This window comes from Sulfitobacter sp. SK012, assembly GCF_003352085.1.
GTDB lineage: Bacteria > Pseudomonadota > Alphaproteobacteria > Rhodobacterales > Rhodobacteraceae > Sulfitobacter.
This window is the reverse complement of record NZ_CP025804.1, coordinates 2,457,435-2,475,740: the sequence shown is the minus strand read 5'-3', so window position 1 is coordinate 2,475,740 and position 18,306 is coordinate 2,457,435. Positions and strand designations below refer to the sequence as shown.

Sequence of the window (18,306 nt, the reverse complement as noted above, 5' to 3'; positions counted from 1 at the left end):
TTTTTGCCGGAAACCAAATCCGGGGAAATCAATTATGCTTCAGACCATTTCTGTTGCGGTGCAACCAACTGTTCAGTCGTCCGAAATCCACTTCTTTGCCGGCGAGGCATTGCGGTTTGAAATCGATGATCAAACATCAAGCGCTGAGATCATTATCACGATGGCACTAGAGCCAGATGAAGATCCCTTGATTGAAGTCTCTGGACTGGGGCCATTTGTGATCTCGGCCGAAACATTGGAAAGTTTGCCCGAAGGTCAGACCTGCCGGTACAACATTTGGCTGCGGGACGGCGGGGATCCTGAGTTGGCGCAATACGGAAGCATCATGGCCCGTGCGTCCATAGCGCCCTCGGACCCCGGATCACCTAACAGTCCGACTGTGGCTCCGGGTGGGTTGAGCGACGTAACCGTCGACGTTGCTGCGCCGGTTTTTGAGGACCTGTCGCTTGGGTTTATCGGGGATGACCTTGTTTTTGAACGGGTGCCGGGCTCAATCGATCTTCCCAACGGGATCAGTTTGTCGAGCACGGGGCTGTTGTCTGGCGCGAGTACCCAAGAGGGAAATTTTATGGTTGCCGTACGGGCCAGCAATGCGGGGGGGCATGTTGATGCGCAATTTGCGCTCAACGCGGTGGCGATTGTGCCAATGGTTGCGTTTAATGCAGGGCCCGCGTCGCCCCGGTTGTTTATCGATGGCGACAGCGTGATGGCCTATATGCCTGGCACGCGGTCGATTCTGGAACAGAGGCTTGGTGGCTTGGTGAGGTTTCCACAAGACTACCAACAGGCCGTTGGAGGCGAAGCGGCAACTGCTATCCTTGCAGGCCTGCCTGGGGTTCTGAGCCGGATCGCTCCCAATGAGACAATTGTCTTGATGGGACCGATTGGGGCAAATCAATCCACACAAGATGACAGTTTCGTTGAAATCATCGCACGGCTAGAGGCCATCTATGGCCAGTTGCGTGCCGCTGGGGCCGTCGTGGTCGCGGTGCCAACGTTGCCGGACGAGAGCAGCTACGGCAACGACGCCGAAAAGGATGCGTTGTCGGCATGGGCGGGCGCGTATCAGCGTGGCGGTACGGTGTCTTATCTGGGAACGGATTATGTTGTTGCGCCGCATGCTGGGTTTTATGCCATTGATATTGGGGAGGCGAACCGTGCGCTGACAGGGGCGGCAGCCTTTGGCTCAGACGCGTTCAACCCCTATACGATGAAGAATGATCAGAGCCATCCAAATGATCTTGGTTCCAGATGGCTATCTGGGAAAATACTGGAGGTGTTTGAGGCGCTGATATCTGGCAATGTACTGGACACCGCGAATAATATTCTGGGTGCTGACGGGGTATTTGGAGGCAGCCGGATGGCCGTCGCTGCTGGGATCACCGGGGCTATCCCAAGCAATTGGGACGTCACGCGAACCGGTTCAGCGGATTGGGCAATGTCCAAAAATGCGAGCGGCGAACTGGTCGCGATGATTACAAATGCAGCCGAACCAACAACCCTAAATGTAATCCACCGCGATACACTGATAGCGGCCAGCGCGGGGGATGTGTACGGTTTAGCGGCTGAAGTTGAACTTGTTGCAGGCTCAACCGGGTTGCGGTGTGTTTATGTGGCGGGGGTCGGCCAAGCGTCGACCATCACCGCCAACAGCCTTTATATGCCCGAGCCGGGAATATTGCAGGTGCGAACAGCCGAGACGCCATTCGCAACCGCAACGCCCGAGGTTGATGTACGGGTTTCCGTGAGCGTCGACGTGGGGGCTTCGGTCACGGTTATCTTCAAACGTGCTGCAGTGTTTTTTGTGGAAAATCAGACCGCGCCGCTTGCGATCACGGGTACGCCAATCACCGCATTAACGATGGGTAATCCTTATAGCTTTGCGCCGCAGGTGGCTGGAGGGGGTGCCCCATATGCCTTTGATATCATGGGAGGGGTACTGCCGCAGGGCGTTGGGTTAAACCCTACAACGGGTGAGATTAGTGGCACCCCGGCGGCGCAAGAAACGCAAAACGCCATATCTTTGCGGGTGACCGACACCGCTGGGGACACGGCGATCTTACCAGAATTTGCACTGACGGTCGTTGATGCAAGTGTTCCTGAGAATACCGGCCTGCCGGTTATCGACAACACCGCACCACTGGTTGGCGATACGCTTGCGGTATCAACGGGCAGTTGGTCAAACGCCCCAACCGGATACGCGTATCAATGGTTGTCTTCAGGAACCGTTATGCCTGGCGAAACTGGCACGAACCTAACTGTTGGCGCAGCAGCTATTGGTGAGGTTCTGAGCGTGCAGGTGGTGGCATCAAATGGGAATGGCAACAGCATCCCAGTGTTGACTGCGCAAACAAGCGCTGTTGAAGACGCGCCACTTCCGGGTGCGATTGCCGGATGGGACAGCACCATCAATTCCCCCGCACCCGAACAGGTTGCATATAGCGACAACGATCGCACGATATCGGCCAATGCCAACATAAGCGGAGCCAGACACTCACGCGGCGTCGATCCCTTGGGCGGCAAGGTTTACTTTGAACTGGAAGCCGTGAACGGCCTAAACATCGCGGGCGTCTCAAATGATGCCGTGAACTATATCAGCGGTGGGCCCAATCACACGGCGCGGTGCTATTGGTCTGGCGTCTTGTTCATACATGGCGGCGGAACCACCAATATGGGTCCGGGTAACGTCGTATCCGACGGGGATATAGTTCAATTCGCCGTGGACGTGCCGAACAAACTGTTGTGGGCGCGGCGCAATGGATCAGGGACTTGGAACGCCAATGCAAGTGCAGACCCAACGACAGGAACGGGAGGCCTTGATATCTCAGGAATGCCCGCAGTGGTGCATCCTTACGTGCAATTGAAGAACGACACCGCAGCGGAGGTCATTTTGCACGGAACAGCGGATAGGTTTGCCTTTGCAGCGCCAGTGGGTTTCACCGCAATTGCCTAAGCCGGCTGGGGGTGCTCGGCCTGCGCAAGTTCGGCCAAATACCCCACAAGTGTTTCAGCAGCGGCGGCCCAGGTAAACTGGGCCGCCCGTGCTATTCCAGCCTGTGACAAGGAAAACCTAATCGCGGGGTCGTATGTGATAGTACTAAGTGCCGCAGTCCACCCCATTTGGTCATAGGGGTCTAGCAAGATGGCTGCAGTTCCGCAGATTTCAGGGATCGCGCCACCGGTTGATGCGATGACAGGGCAGCCGCAGGCCATTGCCTCTAGGGGCGGCAAGCCAAAGCCTTCGGTCAGTGACGGAAAAGCAAGAGCCGTTGCGTTTTCGTAAAGAGCTCGGAGTTCACTATCGCTAACCCGGCCCAATATTTTCACATTGTCGGATGCACTAATTCCTTGGCCGGCGAAGACGGCTGCATCGCCACCACCTGCAATCACCAAAGGCTGAGATGTATCCGTGCGAGCCTGTGCCGCTTTGACAAGGAATGCGAGGTTCTTATGTGGTGCAGAGCTGCCGATGGCGAGGATGTATCCCTGCGGCATTAACTTAAAACGGGGCAGGGTGGCGGCGTCCGCTGTGACACGCAAAATGTGATCTGCGCCGTTATGAACAACACGCGCTTTGCCCGGTGGAACAACGCCAAAGGCCTCCAGCTCCCTTTTTGAATGTTCTGAAACCGTCAGCACCAGCGCTGCGTTTCGCGCCAAAAGAGGCTGTGCAATGCTGTACCACCTGCGAAATGCGCGCGAATAGGACTGCGGCTCTCGAAACACCTGCGCGTCGTGCATCATGACGATCTGCTTGCGACGCAGCACCGGCCCCATATTGCACAGGCTCAATAGCCAGTCTTGCGGGTTGGTTTGCAGCAACGCGGTTTGTTCCCAAAGCTGACCCCTTAGGCGCGACACCGAAACTTCGGTTGCTTTCATCAGTACGTCCGGTCGATCTTGTTGGTCGACAACGACGCCTGCGGGATGGGTCGCGCTCAACACTCCCGGCAATTCACACGCTAACAAGGCTGCGGCCAACTCTGTCGCCACTCGGTCTACGCCGGTTGCTTTGCGCATGAGGAACCGGCCATTTAGGAGTAAATTTGGCAATAAGACTCTCTGACGTGTTGGGAAAATGTGGGTGCCGTGCCGCAGCACCATAGGTCGTGGCATTTGAATTTAGGCAAACTTGGCGCGGCACCCTTTGGTGAGCCGCGGTTTCTGCCGTTGTTTCTGGATACCTCGAAAATTGCTTACAAAATATTAACGTTTTGGAAGCAAATCTAATTTGAGATTTGAAACATGTCAGAAGGTTGACCCATTCAATGCGCGAAATCTATTTTTATACATGTCGCCAGCCGGTTGCGCGATGTACTTGCCAGTCATTGAGGCTGCGTCAGGACGCAGGTCTTGATGAACGCTAAAATCACACCCATCGTTTTATGTGGCGGATCCGGGACGCGGCTCTGGCCGTTGTCGCGCAGGAGCTACCCAAAACAGTTCGCAAAACTCACTGAAGAAGAGAGCCTTTTTCAAGCCACCGTGCGACGTGTGCAGGGTGGAGACAGCGCGATCAACTTTGAACCACCCGTCGTAGTCACCAATGCGGATTTTCGGTTTATCGTGACCGAACAGATGCAATCAGTGGGTGTCGAGCCGGGCCCAATTATGATCGAACCCGCGGCCCGCAACACGGGCCCCGCAGTTTTAGTCGCAGCGCAGTTCCTGTGGGCACAGGACCCCGATGCAATCATGCTTGTGGTACCCTCAGATCATCTCATCCCCGATACCGAAGCGTTTCACGCGGCCCTTGGACGCGGAATTGAAGCGGTCGCTGCGGGCAAGTTGGTTTTGTTTGGCATTCAGCCTGATCGGGCAGAAACCGGCTATGGATATCTTGAGTTAGAAAACCCAGCGGGTCCGGATGCGCCAGCGGTGACTTTGCGGAGCTTTGTGGAAAAACCCGATAAAAAACGGGCCGAGCAGATGTTGGCCAGTGGTGCGTTTCTTTGGAACGCCGGCATTTTTCTGTTTCGCGCGAAGGACATCATCGCCGCTTTTCAAAAACACGCGCCCACCCTTATGGCTCCGGTCACAGATGCCCTTGCAGGTGCCCAAAACGATCTTGGGTTTTTGCGGTTGGATCCAGCCGCTTGGGATCTCGCACCGGACATTTCGCTCGATTACGCGGTCATGGAAAAGGCCAGCGATCTTGCAGTGGTTTGTTATGGTGCGGATTGGTCCGATCTTGGGGGCTGGGACGCGATCTGGCGGGTGTCGAACCAAGACACTGATGGGAATGCAGTCAGTGTCGGAGCAACAGCAATTGATTGTCAAAACAGCCTATTACGCTCCGAGTCTCAATCAGTTGAATTGGTTGGCATTGGGTTAACGGACATTATTGCTGTTGCGATGAATGACGCGGTCTTGGTTGCAACCAAGGACCGTGCGCAAGACGTCAAACTGGCCGTTGAGGCGCTCAAAGCGAAAGCCGTCACGCAGGCCGAAACCTTTCCCAAAGATCACCGGCCATGGGGTTGGTTCGAAAGTCTGGTTGTGGGCCCACGGTTCCAGGTAAAACGTATCGTTGTGCATCCCGGCGCGTCACTGTCGTTGCAATCGCATTTTCACCGCTCAGAGCATTGGATTGTGGTTGAGGGCACGGCCGAAGTTACTGTCGATGATACCGTGCGGTTGGTGACCGAAAACGAGTCTATTTATGTCCCACTTGGGTCGGTCCACCGCATGGTGAACCCCGGCAAAGTTCCTATGGTTTTAATCGAAGTTCAAACAGGTTCTTATGTCGGTGAAGACGACATTGTGCGCTACGAGGACGTTTACGCACGTGGACAGGGTGCCAAGGGGTGAAGGGCTGAAACCCGCAATGTACCCCATTGATAGCACGGGTCGTGATGCCCGGCTGGACATCGCGCGCGGCATTGCGATTTTGTTGGTCGTGGTGGGCCACGCGATGGATGGTGCGCAAAATCTTGCAGGTTGGAACCGACCGATGACGGCGCTATTGGTCTTCATTTACACGTTTCATGTCGCGTCATTCTTTGCCGTTTCAGGCTTTTTGTCGCGCAGCTTGATGGAAAGAAGCTGGCCTGAATTCATGCGCATTCTTGGGGTGCGGATCGTGTGGCCCTATGCCCTGTGGGGCACAATATTGATGGGCATTCATTTTGGCCTCTCGCAATATACCAACACCAAACTCCTAAGCTTTGCACCATGGACCCTGTTGTGGAAGCCCGCGTCTGTCACGTGGTTTCTATATGCCTTGTTTCTGGCGATGATCTTGCTGAAGGCGCTAACCGGACGACCTGTTTGGATCATTCTTGCGACTGGTGTTGGACTGGTCGTTGCGAGTTACACCATTCCTAGCCCACTGTATCTGCGCTTTATCGGTGTGTTCGTATTGGCCAGCCAGCTTGATCAAACGCTGCTCGACCGGCTCTTGACGCGCAACATGCTGCGCATTTGCGGGATCACGATGCTCGGAACAGCCGCCTTTGCATGGCAGAATGCAGCAATGTCGACCACCGGCTTTCCCGGGTTGAAATTCGTGTTTCTGCCTGCGCTATTTGCGGGTCCCTTGTTGCTTCTTGGCCTATGCGATTGGATGGAAAGGCGTCAGGTAAGCCGCAAGATTTGCGCGATACTCGCTTTGCTCGGGCGCCGGAGCATGCCGATTTTCCTGACCCACATCCTGTTTACAGCAGGTGCACGGATTACACTGACCGCACTGGGCATTGAAAGCATCAGTTTAGTCATCCTGTTAGGCGTTACTGCGGGCGTTGGCATCCCGCTTGCGGCCTCAGAAATAGCGCGGCGGACGCGCGTATCGGTTATCTTGGGTTGGCGGTGATGCGGCAGCTTTTTATCAACGGACGGTTTCTGGCCGGCGCAGTAACAGCAGTCAATACCGTCGCGCTTGATTTGAGTTGTGCGCTCGCAAAGGCGACCCAAAATGGTACAGCGGGTTGGAATGTAACGCTGGCGGTCCCACCTGATCTGCAGGAACAGGCCTGTGCCACCGGCCTTGCTGTCAAGGTCGTCGGCAGGCGCAACGGCATCCTTTGGGAACAAACAGAACTGCTGCATCTGGCACGTCAGGGCGTGATCGCGGGATTTTTCAACACGGTGCCCATGAGGGGCAAAGGCCATGTAACGATGCTGCATGATGCTCAAGTTTTTACGACCCCGGGTTCGTACAAGGCGGCGACGCGGATGTGGCGCCAAACACTTGCGCGTCGGGCTGCGGCCTCAGGGAATTATGTGCTGACCGTATCAGAGCATTCAAAACAGGCGCTGCTAGGCGTCGGGCTTGGGGCAGCCGACCAGATTGGCGTAGTGCCCAACGGGCTGGGGCAGGTGGGTCACACGATCCCGGATGCGGCAATCCTCAAACGCCTGAGCCTGACCAAGGGCGCGCGGTGGTCTGTGGCTTTGGCAACGGTCTTGCCGCACAAAAACATTCGACTGCTCCTCCAGGCCTTTGCCGATCCAGCGCTACAGGATCACAAGCTGATCCTTGTGGGCCGTTCAGATGCCCAAGACTTTGCTGCTGCAGGCATGTCTGTAAGCCCCAATGTCATCTTCGCGGGGTTTGTTTCGGACGCAGAGCTCGCAGCGCTTTACCGCGGTGCGTCATCGGTATGTGTACCCTCTACCCAAGAGGGCTTTGGCCTGCCTGCGCTGGAGGGAATGGCGCAAGGCGCTCCAGTCCTTGCGGCAGATTGTGCGGCGTTGCCTGAAGTCCTGGGGGGTGCAGGTTGGATATTGCCCCATGATCAAAGTACCGCATGGGTGCAAGCGTTGGGTGTCTTGAGCACGGATCCCGGTCGACGCGCGGCCCTTTCTGCAGCCGGACGTGCTAGAGCGGCCCAATTTACATGGGGTGCCGCCGCCGCACGCACCCTGGAGCATCTGGACCGGTGGTTCCCTGGGGCGGAGGCTTAGCCTGAAAACACCTGCAAGCTGAATACCTTGGTCCGCATGGCCGCAAATAGGGCAGGAACCGCAAGCGCCGCGGCCAATAGAAATCCGGCAGCCAATTGCCAAGCTCCAGAGGGCATATGCGCTGGCAGCAATGACCAGCCAAAAACCAAAGCCCCGGCGTAAAAACACAGCAGGATCAGCGCGATGCATGCGCGCTGTAAGGCAAAAGCCACGTTCACATGCCCCCAACGTCCGATGACCCAGATCGCCGCCAATGACATCGCCAGTGACACGGCGGCCTGCGCACCAGCCAGCGCTTCAAATCCATAGGGGGAAACCAACAAGATGACGCCAACCATCACCAAGGTCCAAAATAGGTTGTGATACAGCGCGACCTTTGTAGTGCCTCGCGCGGCAAAAACCGGGTCGATCAAATTGGTACCCGCAAGGGCCGCAGCCCGAAATGCCAATGCATAAACCGCGCCAAGCGCCATGAGATATTCAGGCTTGAACAGAGCGTCGATCGCGCTGCCACCCAGAACGACAACCACAATGGCAAATCCTCCCATCAAGAACACCATCGCCCCAAGGAACCGAGCAAATATAGGTGCAAGTGGCGCATCATTGCGCGCAGCTTCGCCAAAGGACTTCAGCGCATAGGTTCGCAATGGCTGACCGATGATATCAACGCTCGCCATCGCGATGCGGTTTGCAAACCGGTAAAGACCGGATTCAGCTGTGGAAAATAGAAAAGCCAACACCAGATCAGTACCAAAGTTTGAAAAGAAGCTGAGAAATCGCGATCCATAAAGCCCGCTGGCATAAGACGCCGCCCGGCGCGCCATAGATGGATCAAAGGTTGCACGGGGCCAAAACGGCACGCCCCAACCAAAAAGCACCAACCCCAGCACGATCCGAATGGCGCGGTACGCTACCAGCGCAAACAGCGACTGCCACCAGATCAGAATGATCGCGCCGGCGATCATCCCGCCCAGATTTGAGACGATCAGAATGGAAAAATAACGCCGCATCTGCCCGGTACGCGTCAACACCGCCGAGGCCCAGCCAATCGCGGAAGCAAATGGTTGCATAAGACCCAAAAGCCGCAACACCAGCTCAAGCTCTGGGGCATTAAACACACGTGCAAGTGGCCCTGACGCAACAATCAAAGTCGCGCCGCCGAACGTCCCGATCCCTAACATGATCCAGAACATTGTCGACAGAACCGCGGTTTCGTCCTCCTTGGAGTTCACAATAAAATGGAAAAATCCGGTGTAGCTCAGCATCACCACGCCTTCGACAAAAACGATCGCCAGGGTGTAGATCCCGTAATCTGAAGCGCTCAGAAAGCCCGCAGCAAGGAGCGTGATGACAAAGGATGCAATCTGTTGCGAGGTGAGCCCCGGCACTGAAATCGCAGCATCGATGCCGCCGCTGGCCGGCGAGCCTTCAACGTGTGGCGCCTTCAAAAGACGCACTTTCGGCCAGAAAACCGGTGATATTTTTGTTGGATCAACATAGGTCTACTAAATTAATAGCTGTATTTTATATCAAAATACAACTTTAGCTTGTTATTCGTAGAGCAACATTGTTCCTTTGTTTCCAAGAACAAGGCCAGCCCACGGCCCAAACCCTGCCGATATGTGATGAATTCAGGAGAAAACGACCCCGTGAACGAGTTCATAAGCCGCAGGAAAATTGAGGCACCGGCAGGGGCTGGCCTTAAGGCGAGCCGTCCCTCAACAGTGCATGCATCCCAAGATGCGGACCGCGCGGACTTGGGGCGGATCATGCGGGCTGCGTGGCGACACAAATGGTTTGTGCTGGCCTGCACTGTCGCCACGGCGGTTGTGTTCTTTGTTCTCACGTCGATGCAGCCGACGCGCTACACGGCCGTCTCAACGATCATGCTCGATCCGCGTGAACAACAGGTGATCGCCGCGCAGGACGAAGTTGTGTCTGATCTAAAGCTCAACAATTCCATCCTGGAAAGCGAAGTCGCGGTTCTGCGGTCCTCCACGATGATGGGATTGGTTGTGGATCAGATCGGCATCGCGCGCTTTGCAACGATTGATCCTGCCACGCAACAACCGGGCGCTCTTGAGCGTGTCAAAGGGGCCATCAAATTTATTCTCGGGCAAGATGCCGCACCAGAAATGGGGTTACTGTCTCCAGAAATGCGGCAAAAAAACCGAATTGTGAGTGTGTTGCGACAAGGGGTGTCGATCAACCGACTGGGGGATTCCTACGTCATCCAGATCAGCGTGCAGTCAACAGATCAGGCGCTTTCAGCTGAGGTCGCCAACGCGCTGGCCGCCGTTTATATTAAGGGACAGTTGAAAGACCGCGAACAGACTGCTGAAGCGGCAACGGCGTGGTTGGCTGCACAAGTGTCCGAGCGCCGCGATGCGTTGCAATCTGCGGAGCATGCAGTTGAGGGGTATGAACGTCTTCAGCTTGGGCAAACAGGCACCTCCATAGAGGCGGTCCAGCAGCAATTATTGGAGCTGAACAAGGCCCTTGCGCTGGCGCAATCTGACCGTGCGACCCAAGAGGCTCGGCTAAGTCAGATTGTTGCGCAGATCGCTGAACGCGGCCCGCTGGCGGTGGCAGAAGCAGAAAGCACAGGCTACCTGACCACCTTGCGCGAAGAGCGCGACAAGCTTGCACAGCGCGATGCCGGTCTGGCGTCGTCTTTGCAAACGGGACATCCTGATCGGCGCAATATCGCATCCGAGCTTGCGCGTTATGACAAGGTCATCACCCAAGAAGTCAGCAATGTCGTTCAGGCGCACCGAAATGAAATTGATGTCCTGAATGTGCGTGTGGCCTCGCTTGGCCGCAGCGTCGCAGCCTTAGAAGAACAAACCACCGAGATTTCAGCATCCTCGCGCCAATTACGCCAGCTTGAGGGTGAGGCGGATGTGGCCCGACAGAGTTATCAAGACCTACTGACGCGATTGGGCGAAACGCGCGCGCAAGTTGAGCTGCAGCGAGCCGAAGCCAAGATCGTGAACCCAGCTCAAATCCCAACGGGTCCGTCGGCGCCGCGCCCAATGCTGATGGGCGCGTTCGGCGCGACACTGGGCCTGACCGGCAGCCTCATCGTCGGGCTCATGTTTCAGATGCTGGGGGCAGGTTTTTTACAAACCGCGCAACTGGAGCAAGTGACGGGATTACGGGTCTATGCCACCTTGCCACGCGATAAACTGGCCAAACCACGCCAAGTTCTCGATCTTATTGGCAACCCGGCCTATTCGCTATTGGCAGAACGGATCCGACAATTGCGCGGCGTTCTGATGTCGAGCTTGCCTGCCCGAAGCCGCAGTATCCTGTTGCTGTCCTCGGTGCCTGATGAAGGGAAGACCACGACGGCGCTGGCCCTTGCTCATTTCTATGCAAAAAGTGGCGCGCGCACGGTGTTGCTTGATCTTGATACGCGGCGCTCAAGCTTGCGTCATGCGCTGAACGCCGACGCTCCGTACGAGTTGTTTGATCACCTTAACGGCGATGTTGAACTCAGCTGCGTGATATCGCGCCCTGAGGGCGAGGGATTTCATTTCATCAGTGCCGGCAAAGAGGCGACGTTTCCCATCGATGAAATCTCAAGCGGCCGGATCAAGGGCATGATAGGCAACCTCAAGTTGGAATATGATGTTGTGATTATTGACGCCCCGCCCGTCTTGTCGGTGTCAGATGGCCTGCTGATCGCGCCTCTCGCGGATGCGGTGCTTTACCTCGTGCGCTGGCGCAGCACACCGCGCAAAGCGGTCCTTGATGGGTTGTCCGCACTCGCGAATGTGCGAGTTGCCCCCAAAGGCCTGGTCCTGAGCATGGCCGATATGACCGCTGAACCTGGTGGATATGCCCAAGATTACAGCTATTATTGAACAACTTTCGGTTGAGGTCAGTTTAAGCGGTCCAGATTAAAAGAATTTTAAGAGTTTAAGCAAAATACTTGTTTAAAATTCTTGATAGGACGCCGGGATGACAGATCAATCGAGTACCACCCCCAAGGCAGATGCGTTGTTTTTGGTGCCGCGCGCTGCTCGCATCGCACAGAGCTATCGTGGTGCGCCCAAACGGGTCTTGGATGTGGTGCTGTCGATCGTCCTTTTGCCAATCATTCTGCCGGTCATCTTGATTTTTTACGTGGCAGTGCGGCTTGAAGGTGGCTCTGGTTTCTTTGGGCACCGCCGGATTGGCCGCAAAGGGCAGGTGTTCACTTGTTGGAAAATCCGCACGATGGTTCCTGATGCCGACAAGAAGTTGACAGATCTTCTACGCCAGAGCCCCGCCGCGCGGCGCGCGTGGGATAAAGACAGCAAGCTCCAGAATGATCCGCGCGTCACAAAGCTCGGCGTATTTTTGCGCGAAACGTCCTTGGACGAATTGCCACAGATTTGGAACGTCCTTCGCGGAGAAATGAGCTTGATTGGGCCACGACCCGTTACCGCACCTGAGCTCGAACGCTACGGAACTCACCAACGTGCATATCTGTCTTTGCGGCCCGGCGTGACCGGTTTGTGGCAAGTGTCGGGGCGCAATGACGTGAGCTACGATATGCGGGTGGAGATGGACGCACGCTATGCCCGCGACGTGTCATTCACGTCAGATGTCCGCATCCTGTTCCAAACGGCAGGGGCCGTAACAAACAGAACAGGCTGCTGACCCGACATGCCAATGCGCATCGCCGCTGTTATTTGTTCAATCGACCGACCTGCCGCCATCTCTCGTGTGTTGCCCGCGATAAAACGTCAGTCAAAGGCACCAACCACGGTGCTTTTGGTCGTGACGCGGCCCAAAGACCTGCCGCAAAATTTGGCCCGAGACCACCCAGACGTACAGGTGGTGTTCAGTGATAAAGGCCTACCAAAACAGCGCAACTGCGGCTTGGATTATGTCCAAGACGACTGCGATGCGGTGTTTTTCATAGATGATGACTATCTACCGGCTTCAGACGCGCTTGCCGGTATCGAGCGCAGCTTTGCCGCGTTTCCCGATGCATCTGGTCTCTCGGGGCATTTGCTGGCCGATGGAATTAACGGCCGCGGCCTGAGTTTCAAAGAGGCGGAGACACTGATTGAACATGATGAACAGGGCAGGGTGTCTGCCGGCCCTAAGCCGATCACCGCGACAAAAAACGAAGTTGGTCTTTATGGATGCAACATGGCGTACCGCACCAAAGCAATTGGTGCTCTGCGCTTTGATGAACGTCTGCCGCTTTACGGCTGGCAAGAAGATGTGGATTTTGCCAGTCGCTTGCCCGGCGAAAAACTGACATCGGATGCTGTGATTGGGGTCCATTGCGGCGTTAAATCTGGGCGTGAAACCAGCGGTCAAATGCTGGGCTATAGTCAGATTGCGAACGTGTTCTATCTGGTTCGCAAAGGCTCGCTGCCACGCCGCTTTGGGGCTCGCTTGATGATGTGCAATGTGCTTGCCAATCACACCAAGATATTGCGGTCTGAGGCTTGGATCGATCGGCGCGCAAGGGCGCGGGGCAACCGCATTGCGATCTGGGATGTGATTGTCGGGCGCGCCACACCAGAGCGTATACTGGAATTGTAGTTTGAGGCGTTAATGGACGGTCAAAATCTGTTCTACATGGCGGCGTGGAGAGGTCGCAACCGTCAGGTTTTTGGGCAAATGGCCCACGGCAATAAACACGATGACATTTTCGGACGCTGGAATGTCGACGTGCTTGCGCAAGGCAATATCGCGACTGGCATCCACACTCCAATTCAGCATGCAGGTGCCTAAACCCTTGGAATGCAGCGCATAGACCAAGGACATCGCAAACAACCCACCGTCAATCCAACATTGATACCGCTCGGCACTGCTCAGAAAACTACTTAGGTCCGAAGTTACAATCAGCAGCTCAGGAATTTGCGCGCCAAAGCCTCGGTTGCCGCCTTGGATTTCAAGCGCTTTTTGTTTCAAATCAGGGTCGGTGATGTGGTGCAGGCGGGCGGATTGGCGATTGCAAACCGAAGGCGACTTGGCTGCGATCAAGGTGGCATCATGGATCAGCTTTGCATCTACAGACGTATCAGAAAACTGACGAACGGAATGGCGCGACAGGGCAAGGGCGCGAAACGCCTCGGCAAATTCATCCGACCTTTCGGTGTTTAGCTGAGTAATTCCACCAAGCGCGCTGCACAATTCAGAATTGTCCAGAAAGCCATCGACAACATCCGAGCGTATCGCGTGGGCTCTATTAAAATTACGGTAATGCTCTAGAACGCTCCGCGCCCAGATTGTCGCGAATTCGGAACCAAGTTGGGTTTCAAAAGCACGCGTGTTTGTCATTAACCGCTGCAGCATGTCTTGGCCAAAGCCCGGCCTTGGGTCTGGCAAGGCCATCCCCTTTTCGATGCGGTGGGTGTCCATCATAATATGCGCACGCAATACATCCGGGTCATCTGCATTCCGCACGGCACCTGAGTGGCGCAGGTAGCGTAGCAAGTCGAAACCGCTGTTACGCAAGGTCTTAAGCATGACCTTCATGCAGATGTGGGTTCCTCAAAATTTTGCAAAGCCAATGCTTTGATCGCATCAATGCGGGTGGCGATCTTGGCCTGCTCAGCGGGCAATTCATCCAAGAAACACTCGATCCCTGCGGCAACTTTATCGGGGTTTTCCAAGATATCAGCCGCCGTGGACAAGCCAGTTGTCTCTAGGCCAAGCAGCATCAAGAGCCCCTCCATCTTGTCCTTATAATCGATGCCATAAACAGGTGTGCCTGCTCCGATGCTGGCAATCATGAGGTGCATCCGCCCCGACACCACAGCATCCAGAGACTTAACCAGTCCCTTGATTTCGGGTGCACTCAACTGTTCGCTGGGCTGACAAAGTCGAGCGCCCAGATCGGATTTAAGCGCGTCAAAAAGGGGATCCAATCCCAAAGCATCCGAAGACGCACCCCGTTGATCATGGCTAAGCAACAACAGGGAAAGGTTCTCATTGGCCGCGAGGTCTTTGTGGATCATCGCAAAGGTATCAACGAGTTTGGGAAACTGCGCGCGATCTGACAGCTCAAGCAACAAGGGATGGAAGTTGACCGCAACAACGCGGTGCCCTGATGCCTTTTGCTGTGCGATCCAACCAAGCGTCGGCTCCATCCGCGCGGTTGTTTGCGCAGGCAGCAAGAAAGCAACATCTGCCACTTGACGAGCAGGCACGTTGGTCTGATCGCGAAACCGCTCAAAGGACAAAGGGTCGCGCAGATTGATCTGAATGGAAGGGTGCAGATCCGCAAAGATGCGCTGAACGCCGGCATCAAAAGCCTTGCTGACGCTGAAACCCGTGACATACCCCGCAGCACCCAGCCGGGCTGCCAAATCCAACACCATAAGCTGTTGGCCAGAAAACGAAGGATCGTAACTGCCGTCCAGGCCATCGGCGCCCATCAAAATTGCGGTGGCAAACCTATGGGATTTGAGGACGCCGTGAACATGCGGCATGGACATATCCTTGCCCATCATTCGAAGCGGTTGGGCGCCCAACCCTGTCGCAGCCCTATCCGCATCGGCGTTCGCCGTCGCAAAATAGAACGCATGGCCGGGTCGTTTCTTGCGCCAATATGCCATGATGGAGCCGATCATCGCTTGATCCCCCACAGACGTTGTCAGGGCATAGGGATCCGAAGGGATGATTAGGATGCTCTTTGAAGGCGCAACCGGGGCACAGATTGCCTTTAGCTGATCCCATTCACGGCGCGATTTGCGCAGACGGTTCTCGAGCACGAGCTGACGGACACCAAAGTTACGCCATACATATTTCAGGGCTTTTCGAGGGAAGTCCTGACCAGGTTGCCGGAATGGGGATTGAATTGGACTGGCGGCTGAGGTCATCGATATCAGGTCTCTGTCATTGGGTGCTTGGGGTGAGGTTAGATACCATAAATACACCCTAAACGTGCAGTAAGATAGATACTATCTCGCCCAGAGGGAATATAAGGCGAGCGGTACCCTTCTTAGATCGGTTTGATGCGGTTTCGACCAAAAAAGGGAGACCGCGATGTAGCGCTTTGAGTTGTTTGCACATGTCGCAAAAGACCAACTGCAATGCCCGCCATTGCGAAAAACGGGGCTTCGAGATTGGGGTAGGGTTTCGTGATAAGCGATTGCAATAGGATTGCAAGGCAGCCCGCCTGAAGCGCCGCCGCGGTCTCAACCTTCGCTGTGGCGCTATGTGGGCCGTTGGGTCGGGCCGTTGTGACTGCTGCGATGAACCACACAAAAACCCCAGTCCCGATCAAGCCCAGACTGCCCAAGCATGACACAAGCCAGCTTGATGCGCGCACGCTGCCTAGGCCGGCACCAAATCCGTAAGTGTCACGAAAGTTTCGGAGCGCCTGAAGGTTCCATACCAATCGCTCCACGCCGGAATCACTGGCGATTTTGGTCACGAACATCCCATCGATCATGGCACGCAGGTTGGGCAACAAACCGTAAGCTGCCAACAAGACCCCCAAGACCAGCGGTAGGGTGGCCCCCAGCACAACAAACGCTGTCATCGGCTTTTTCTCGCGCAGCGCAGCCCCGAAATGCCAAACAACAAACAAGGCCGTAAAGGTGCCCATTGTCGCATAGGCCGATGTCGAGGTTGACCGCAGCAACAAGACTGAAGTGATCAGCAGCATGGCCCCTGCAAGACGCGACCGTTTGGCGCCAAACCACAGGCGCAACCAATAGCCATAAAGCCCGATTGTATAAAAGCTGAACGACGACGGTTCGGGAAATCCACCGACCAGCCGTTTGACACCAAAAATCTGCTGATTGTCCAACATCAGAAATTGCGCTGTACGCAACGGGTCCAGCAAATCTGGCAGACCCAACTCATAGGATACCAAATCCACGATCGACAGAACCAAATGCACCAAGGATGCGACGACAACTGCGCGCTGCACCTGCTGTTCCGAGCCATCGAGCCGAAAGACCGTGGCCAGAACGACAAAGGCAGACGCAGCAAGTCCGAGCCTTGCGAGTTGGGTCAGATTGACCCCAGAGGGTGCGAGCGGCTACAATACCAGTGTGTCGGACCCAGCTTGGGAGGCGACGACAAAAACGTCGGTCCAACCTGTCATCACACGGGGCATAAAGATTGCACCAATGGCGGAAATGACCAATACGAGCAGCAGTAGAAAACCGGGTTGGCCAGGCTTGAGTGTACCGGCAAGATTTGCCAGCCCGACCCTATGAAAGAGCAACGAGACCCAAAGAGCCACGATGCAGAAGTCCGGCATCGACAGGGTGCCCAGCCCAGTAAGACCAAGCGCGGCAGCACTCCCCAAGGGCATAGACAGAAAGAAACACCACAGCCCACGAACCGGTCCGAGCAGCAAAATAGCGCCAAATAGAAGAAGGGCCAAAGGTGTCGTGGTCAAAAACTGCATGGGCTGCACGCTGTAAGGAAAGCTGAGCAAAGGTTAGCCAGATTGCGGTGAAACTTAAAGGCATCAATGCACTTTATAATTGCACTATAGTCCCGCAATACCTACTATTACGGGTATTCTTTTTGATGAGGCATTGTCTGTGGGATTTCCAACGCGCGATATGACAAAGGCGTTTGTCGGGAAGAATGTCGCGGCCTTTGCCCCTCAAGCACGGTATTCAAGGATGATCCTTGTTCTGTCGCATATGCGGTCAGCGACGACGGCGTTGTCAAATGTGCTATGCAGCCACCCGGCGATTTCAGGGTATGGCGAAACCCATGTGACGCATACCGAAGCAAACAGCCCCGGTCAGGTGTTGGTGAACGTGGCACGGCGACGCGCCTATGAACCGCGCGCAAAGTTCCTGTTTGATAAGGTCCTTCATGACCATCTGGACGTTAAGGCACCCCAAGCGTTTGCTGACGCACGCGCGATATTTCTGGTGCGAGCTCCGGGGCCGGCGGTAGCGTCAATTGTAAAACTCGCAGCGGCGACTTCTTTGCAGGAGGTGCGTGAACCGGGGCAGGCGGCGCTTTACTACGCAAACAGGCTCGAAAGTTTAGCGCAGCGCTGGCAGACGTTTTCACCCGAACGTAGATTTGGTCTAACCGCTGAGCGGCTGCTTGATGATCCCGACAGTGTTGTCGACCAAATCGGCAACTGGTTGGATTTATCACCTCAACTGGAGAACCGCTACGTGAGCCACAAAGCAACTCAGTTAGGTGGTGGTGGAGATCCTACCGCCAGCGCCCGCCTGAGTAAAATCGAAGCACGTCCATCCGCTGCGCCTAGCCCCGTGGTCGGCGTGGATGCTTATCTGAACAAGCGATGTCAGAGTGCTTATGGCGTTCTAGTTGCAGCGTTTGAGCAAAGCGAACCACCCGTTTCACGGTGAGGATTGGGCTATCACATTAAGCATAGCTTCAAAGCAAACCTATGTGCCGTCTGTGACCGTTTCAAAGGTCGAGGCATCACAAGCATAA

The 18,306-nt window shown here is 55.5% G+C and carries 14 protein-coding genes; 8 read left to right on the top strand and 6 right to left on the bottom strand.

The window, feature by feature from the left end:
* Window positions 1–34 precede the first annotated feature (34 nt).
* Window positions 35–2,953 carry a putative Ig domain-containing protein gene (locus C1J03_RS12135; RefSeq protein WP_114886832.1) on the top strand — a complete coding sequence of 973 codons (2,919 nt, stop codon included), beginning with the start codon at window positions 35–37 and terminating at the stop codon, window positions 2,951–2,953.
* On the opposite strand, the gene C1J03_RS12130 is transcribed toward C1J03_RS12135, so the two are convergent.
* Window positions 2,950–4,020, bottom strand: coding sequence for a glycosyltransferase family 4 protein (locus tag C1J03_RS12130; RefSeq protein ID WP_162798527.1), 1,071 nt, complete (start codon window positions 4,018–4,020; stop codon window positions 2,950–2,952). The genes C1J03_RS12135 and C1J03_RS12130 overlap by 4 nt on opposite strands.
* Window positions 4,021–4,356: 336 nt before the next feature.
* On the opposite strand from C1J03_RS12130, the gene C1J03_RS12125 reads away from it, so the two are divergent.
* Genes C1J03_RS12125 through C1J03_RS12115 form a run of 3 tightly spaced genes read left to right on the top strand, consistent with a single transcriptional unit; the run spans window position 4,357 to window position 7,905 of the window.
* Window positions 4,357–5,811, top strand: a complete 1,455-nt coding sequence (locus C1J03_RS12125) for a mannose-1-phosphate guanylyltransferase/mannose-6-phosphate isomerase (RefSeq protein ID WP_114886830.1) — start codon at window positions 4,357–4,359, stop codon at window positions 5,809–5,811.
* Window positions 5,812–5,827: 16 nt separating this feature from the next.
* Window positions 5,828–6,811: an acyltransferase family protein gene (locus tag C1J03_RS12120; RefSeq protein WP_162798526.1), complete on the top strand. Its 984-nt coding sequence runs from the start codon at window positions 5,828–5,830 to the stop codon at window positions 6,809–6,811.
* Complete coding sequence (locus C1J03_RS12115; protein WP_114886828.1) at window positions 6,811–7,905, top strand: glycosyltransferase family 4 protein; 1,095 nt, start codon at window positions 6,811–6,813, stop codon at window positions 7,903–7,905. The genes C1J03_RS12120 and C1J03_RS12115 overlap by 1 nt, the downstream gene beginning before the upstream one ends.
* On the opposite strand, the gene C1J03_RS12110 is transcribed toward C1J03_RS12115, so the two are convergent.
* Window positions 7,902–9,353, bottom strand: coding sequence for an oligosaccharide flippase family protein (locus tag C1J03_RS12110; RefSeq protein ID WP_162798525.1), 1,452 nt, complete (start codon window positions 9,351–9,353; stop codon window positions 7,902–7,904). The genes C1J03_RS12115 and C1J03_RS12110 overlap by 4 nt on opposite strands.
* A 201-nt stretch (window positions 9,354–9,554) precedes the next feature.
* Between C1J03_RS12110 and C1J03_RS12105 the strand changes: the two genes are divergently transcribed.
* The 3 genes from C1J03_RS12105 to C1J03_RS12095 all read left to right on the top strand — a co-directional run bounded on the left by C1J03_RS12105 (window position 9,555) and on the right by C1J03_RS12095 (window position 13,455).
* Window positions 9,555–11,774, top strand: coding sequence for a GumC family protein (locus C1J03_RS12105; RefSeq protein WP_162798524.1), 2,220 nt, complete (start codon window positions 9,555–9,557; stop codon window positions 11,772–11,774).
* A 97-nt stretch (window positions 11,775–11,871) separates the two neighbouring features.
* Entirely contained in the window at window positions 11,872–12,555 is a 684-nt protein-coding gene (locus C1J03_RS12100) for a sugar transferase (RefSeq protein WP_114886824.1), read from the top strand.
* Between the two features lie 6 nt (window positions 12,556–12,561).
* Window positions 12,562–13,455, top strand: a complete 894-nt coding sequence (locus C1J03_RS12095) for a glycosyltransferase family 2 protein (RefSeq protein ID WP_114886822.1) — start codon at window positions 12,562–12,564, stop codon at window positions 13,453–13,455.
* Window positions 13,456–13,464: 9 nt separating this feature from the next.
* Here the strand turns inward: C1J03_RS12095 and C1J03_RS12090 are convergent, their stop codons facing one another.
* The 4 genes from C1J03_RS12090 to C1J03_RS12075 all read right to left on the bottom strand — a co-directional run bounded on the left by C1J03_RS12090 (window position 13,465) and on the right by C1J03_RS12075 (window position 17,284).
* Window positions 13,465–14,394 (bottom strand): nitroreductase family protein, encoded by a 930-nt coding sequence (locus C1J03_RS12090; protein ID WP_216825852.1) that lies wholly within the window; start codon window positions 14,392–14,394, stop codon window positions 13,465–13,467.
* Window positions 14,391–15,740, bottom strand: coding sequence for a polysaccharide pyruvyl transferase family protein (locus C1J03_RS12085; RefSeq protein WP_114886820.1), 1,350 nt, complete (start codon window positions 15,738–15,740; stop codon window positions 14,391–14,393). The genes C1J03_RS12090 and C1J03_RS12085 overlap by 4 nt, the downstream gene beginning before the upstream one ends.
* 122 nt (window positions 15,741–15,862) lie before the next feature.
* Window positions 15,863–16,798 (bottom strand): hypothetical protein, encoded by a 936-nt coding sequence (locus C1J03_RS12080; protein WP_114886818.1) that lies wholly within the window; start codon window positions 16,796–16,798, stop codon window positions 15,863–15,865.
* A 111-nt stretch (window positions 16,799–16,909) separates the two neighbouring features.
* Window positions 16,910–17,284, bottom strand: a complete 375-nt coding sequence (locus C1J03_RS12075) for a hypothetical protein (protein ID WP_114886816.1) — start codon at window positions 17,282–17,284, stop codon at window positions 16,910–16,912.
* Window positions 17,285–17,423: 139 nt separating this feature from the next.
* On the opposite strand from C1J03_RS12075, the gene C1J03_RS12070 reads away from it, so the two are divergent.
* On the top strand, window positions 17,424–18,218 hold the full coding sequence (locus tag C1J03_RS12070) for a sulfotransferase family protein (RefSeq protein WP_114886814.1): 795 nt from the start codon (window positions 17,424–17,426) through the stop codon (window positions 18,216–18,218).
* Window positions 18,219–18,306: the final 88 nt, after the last annotated feature.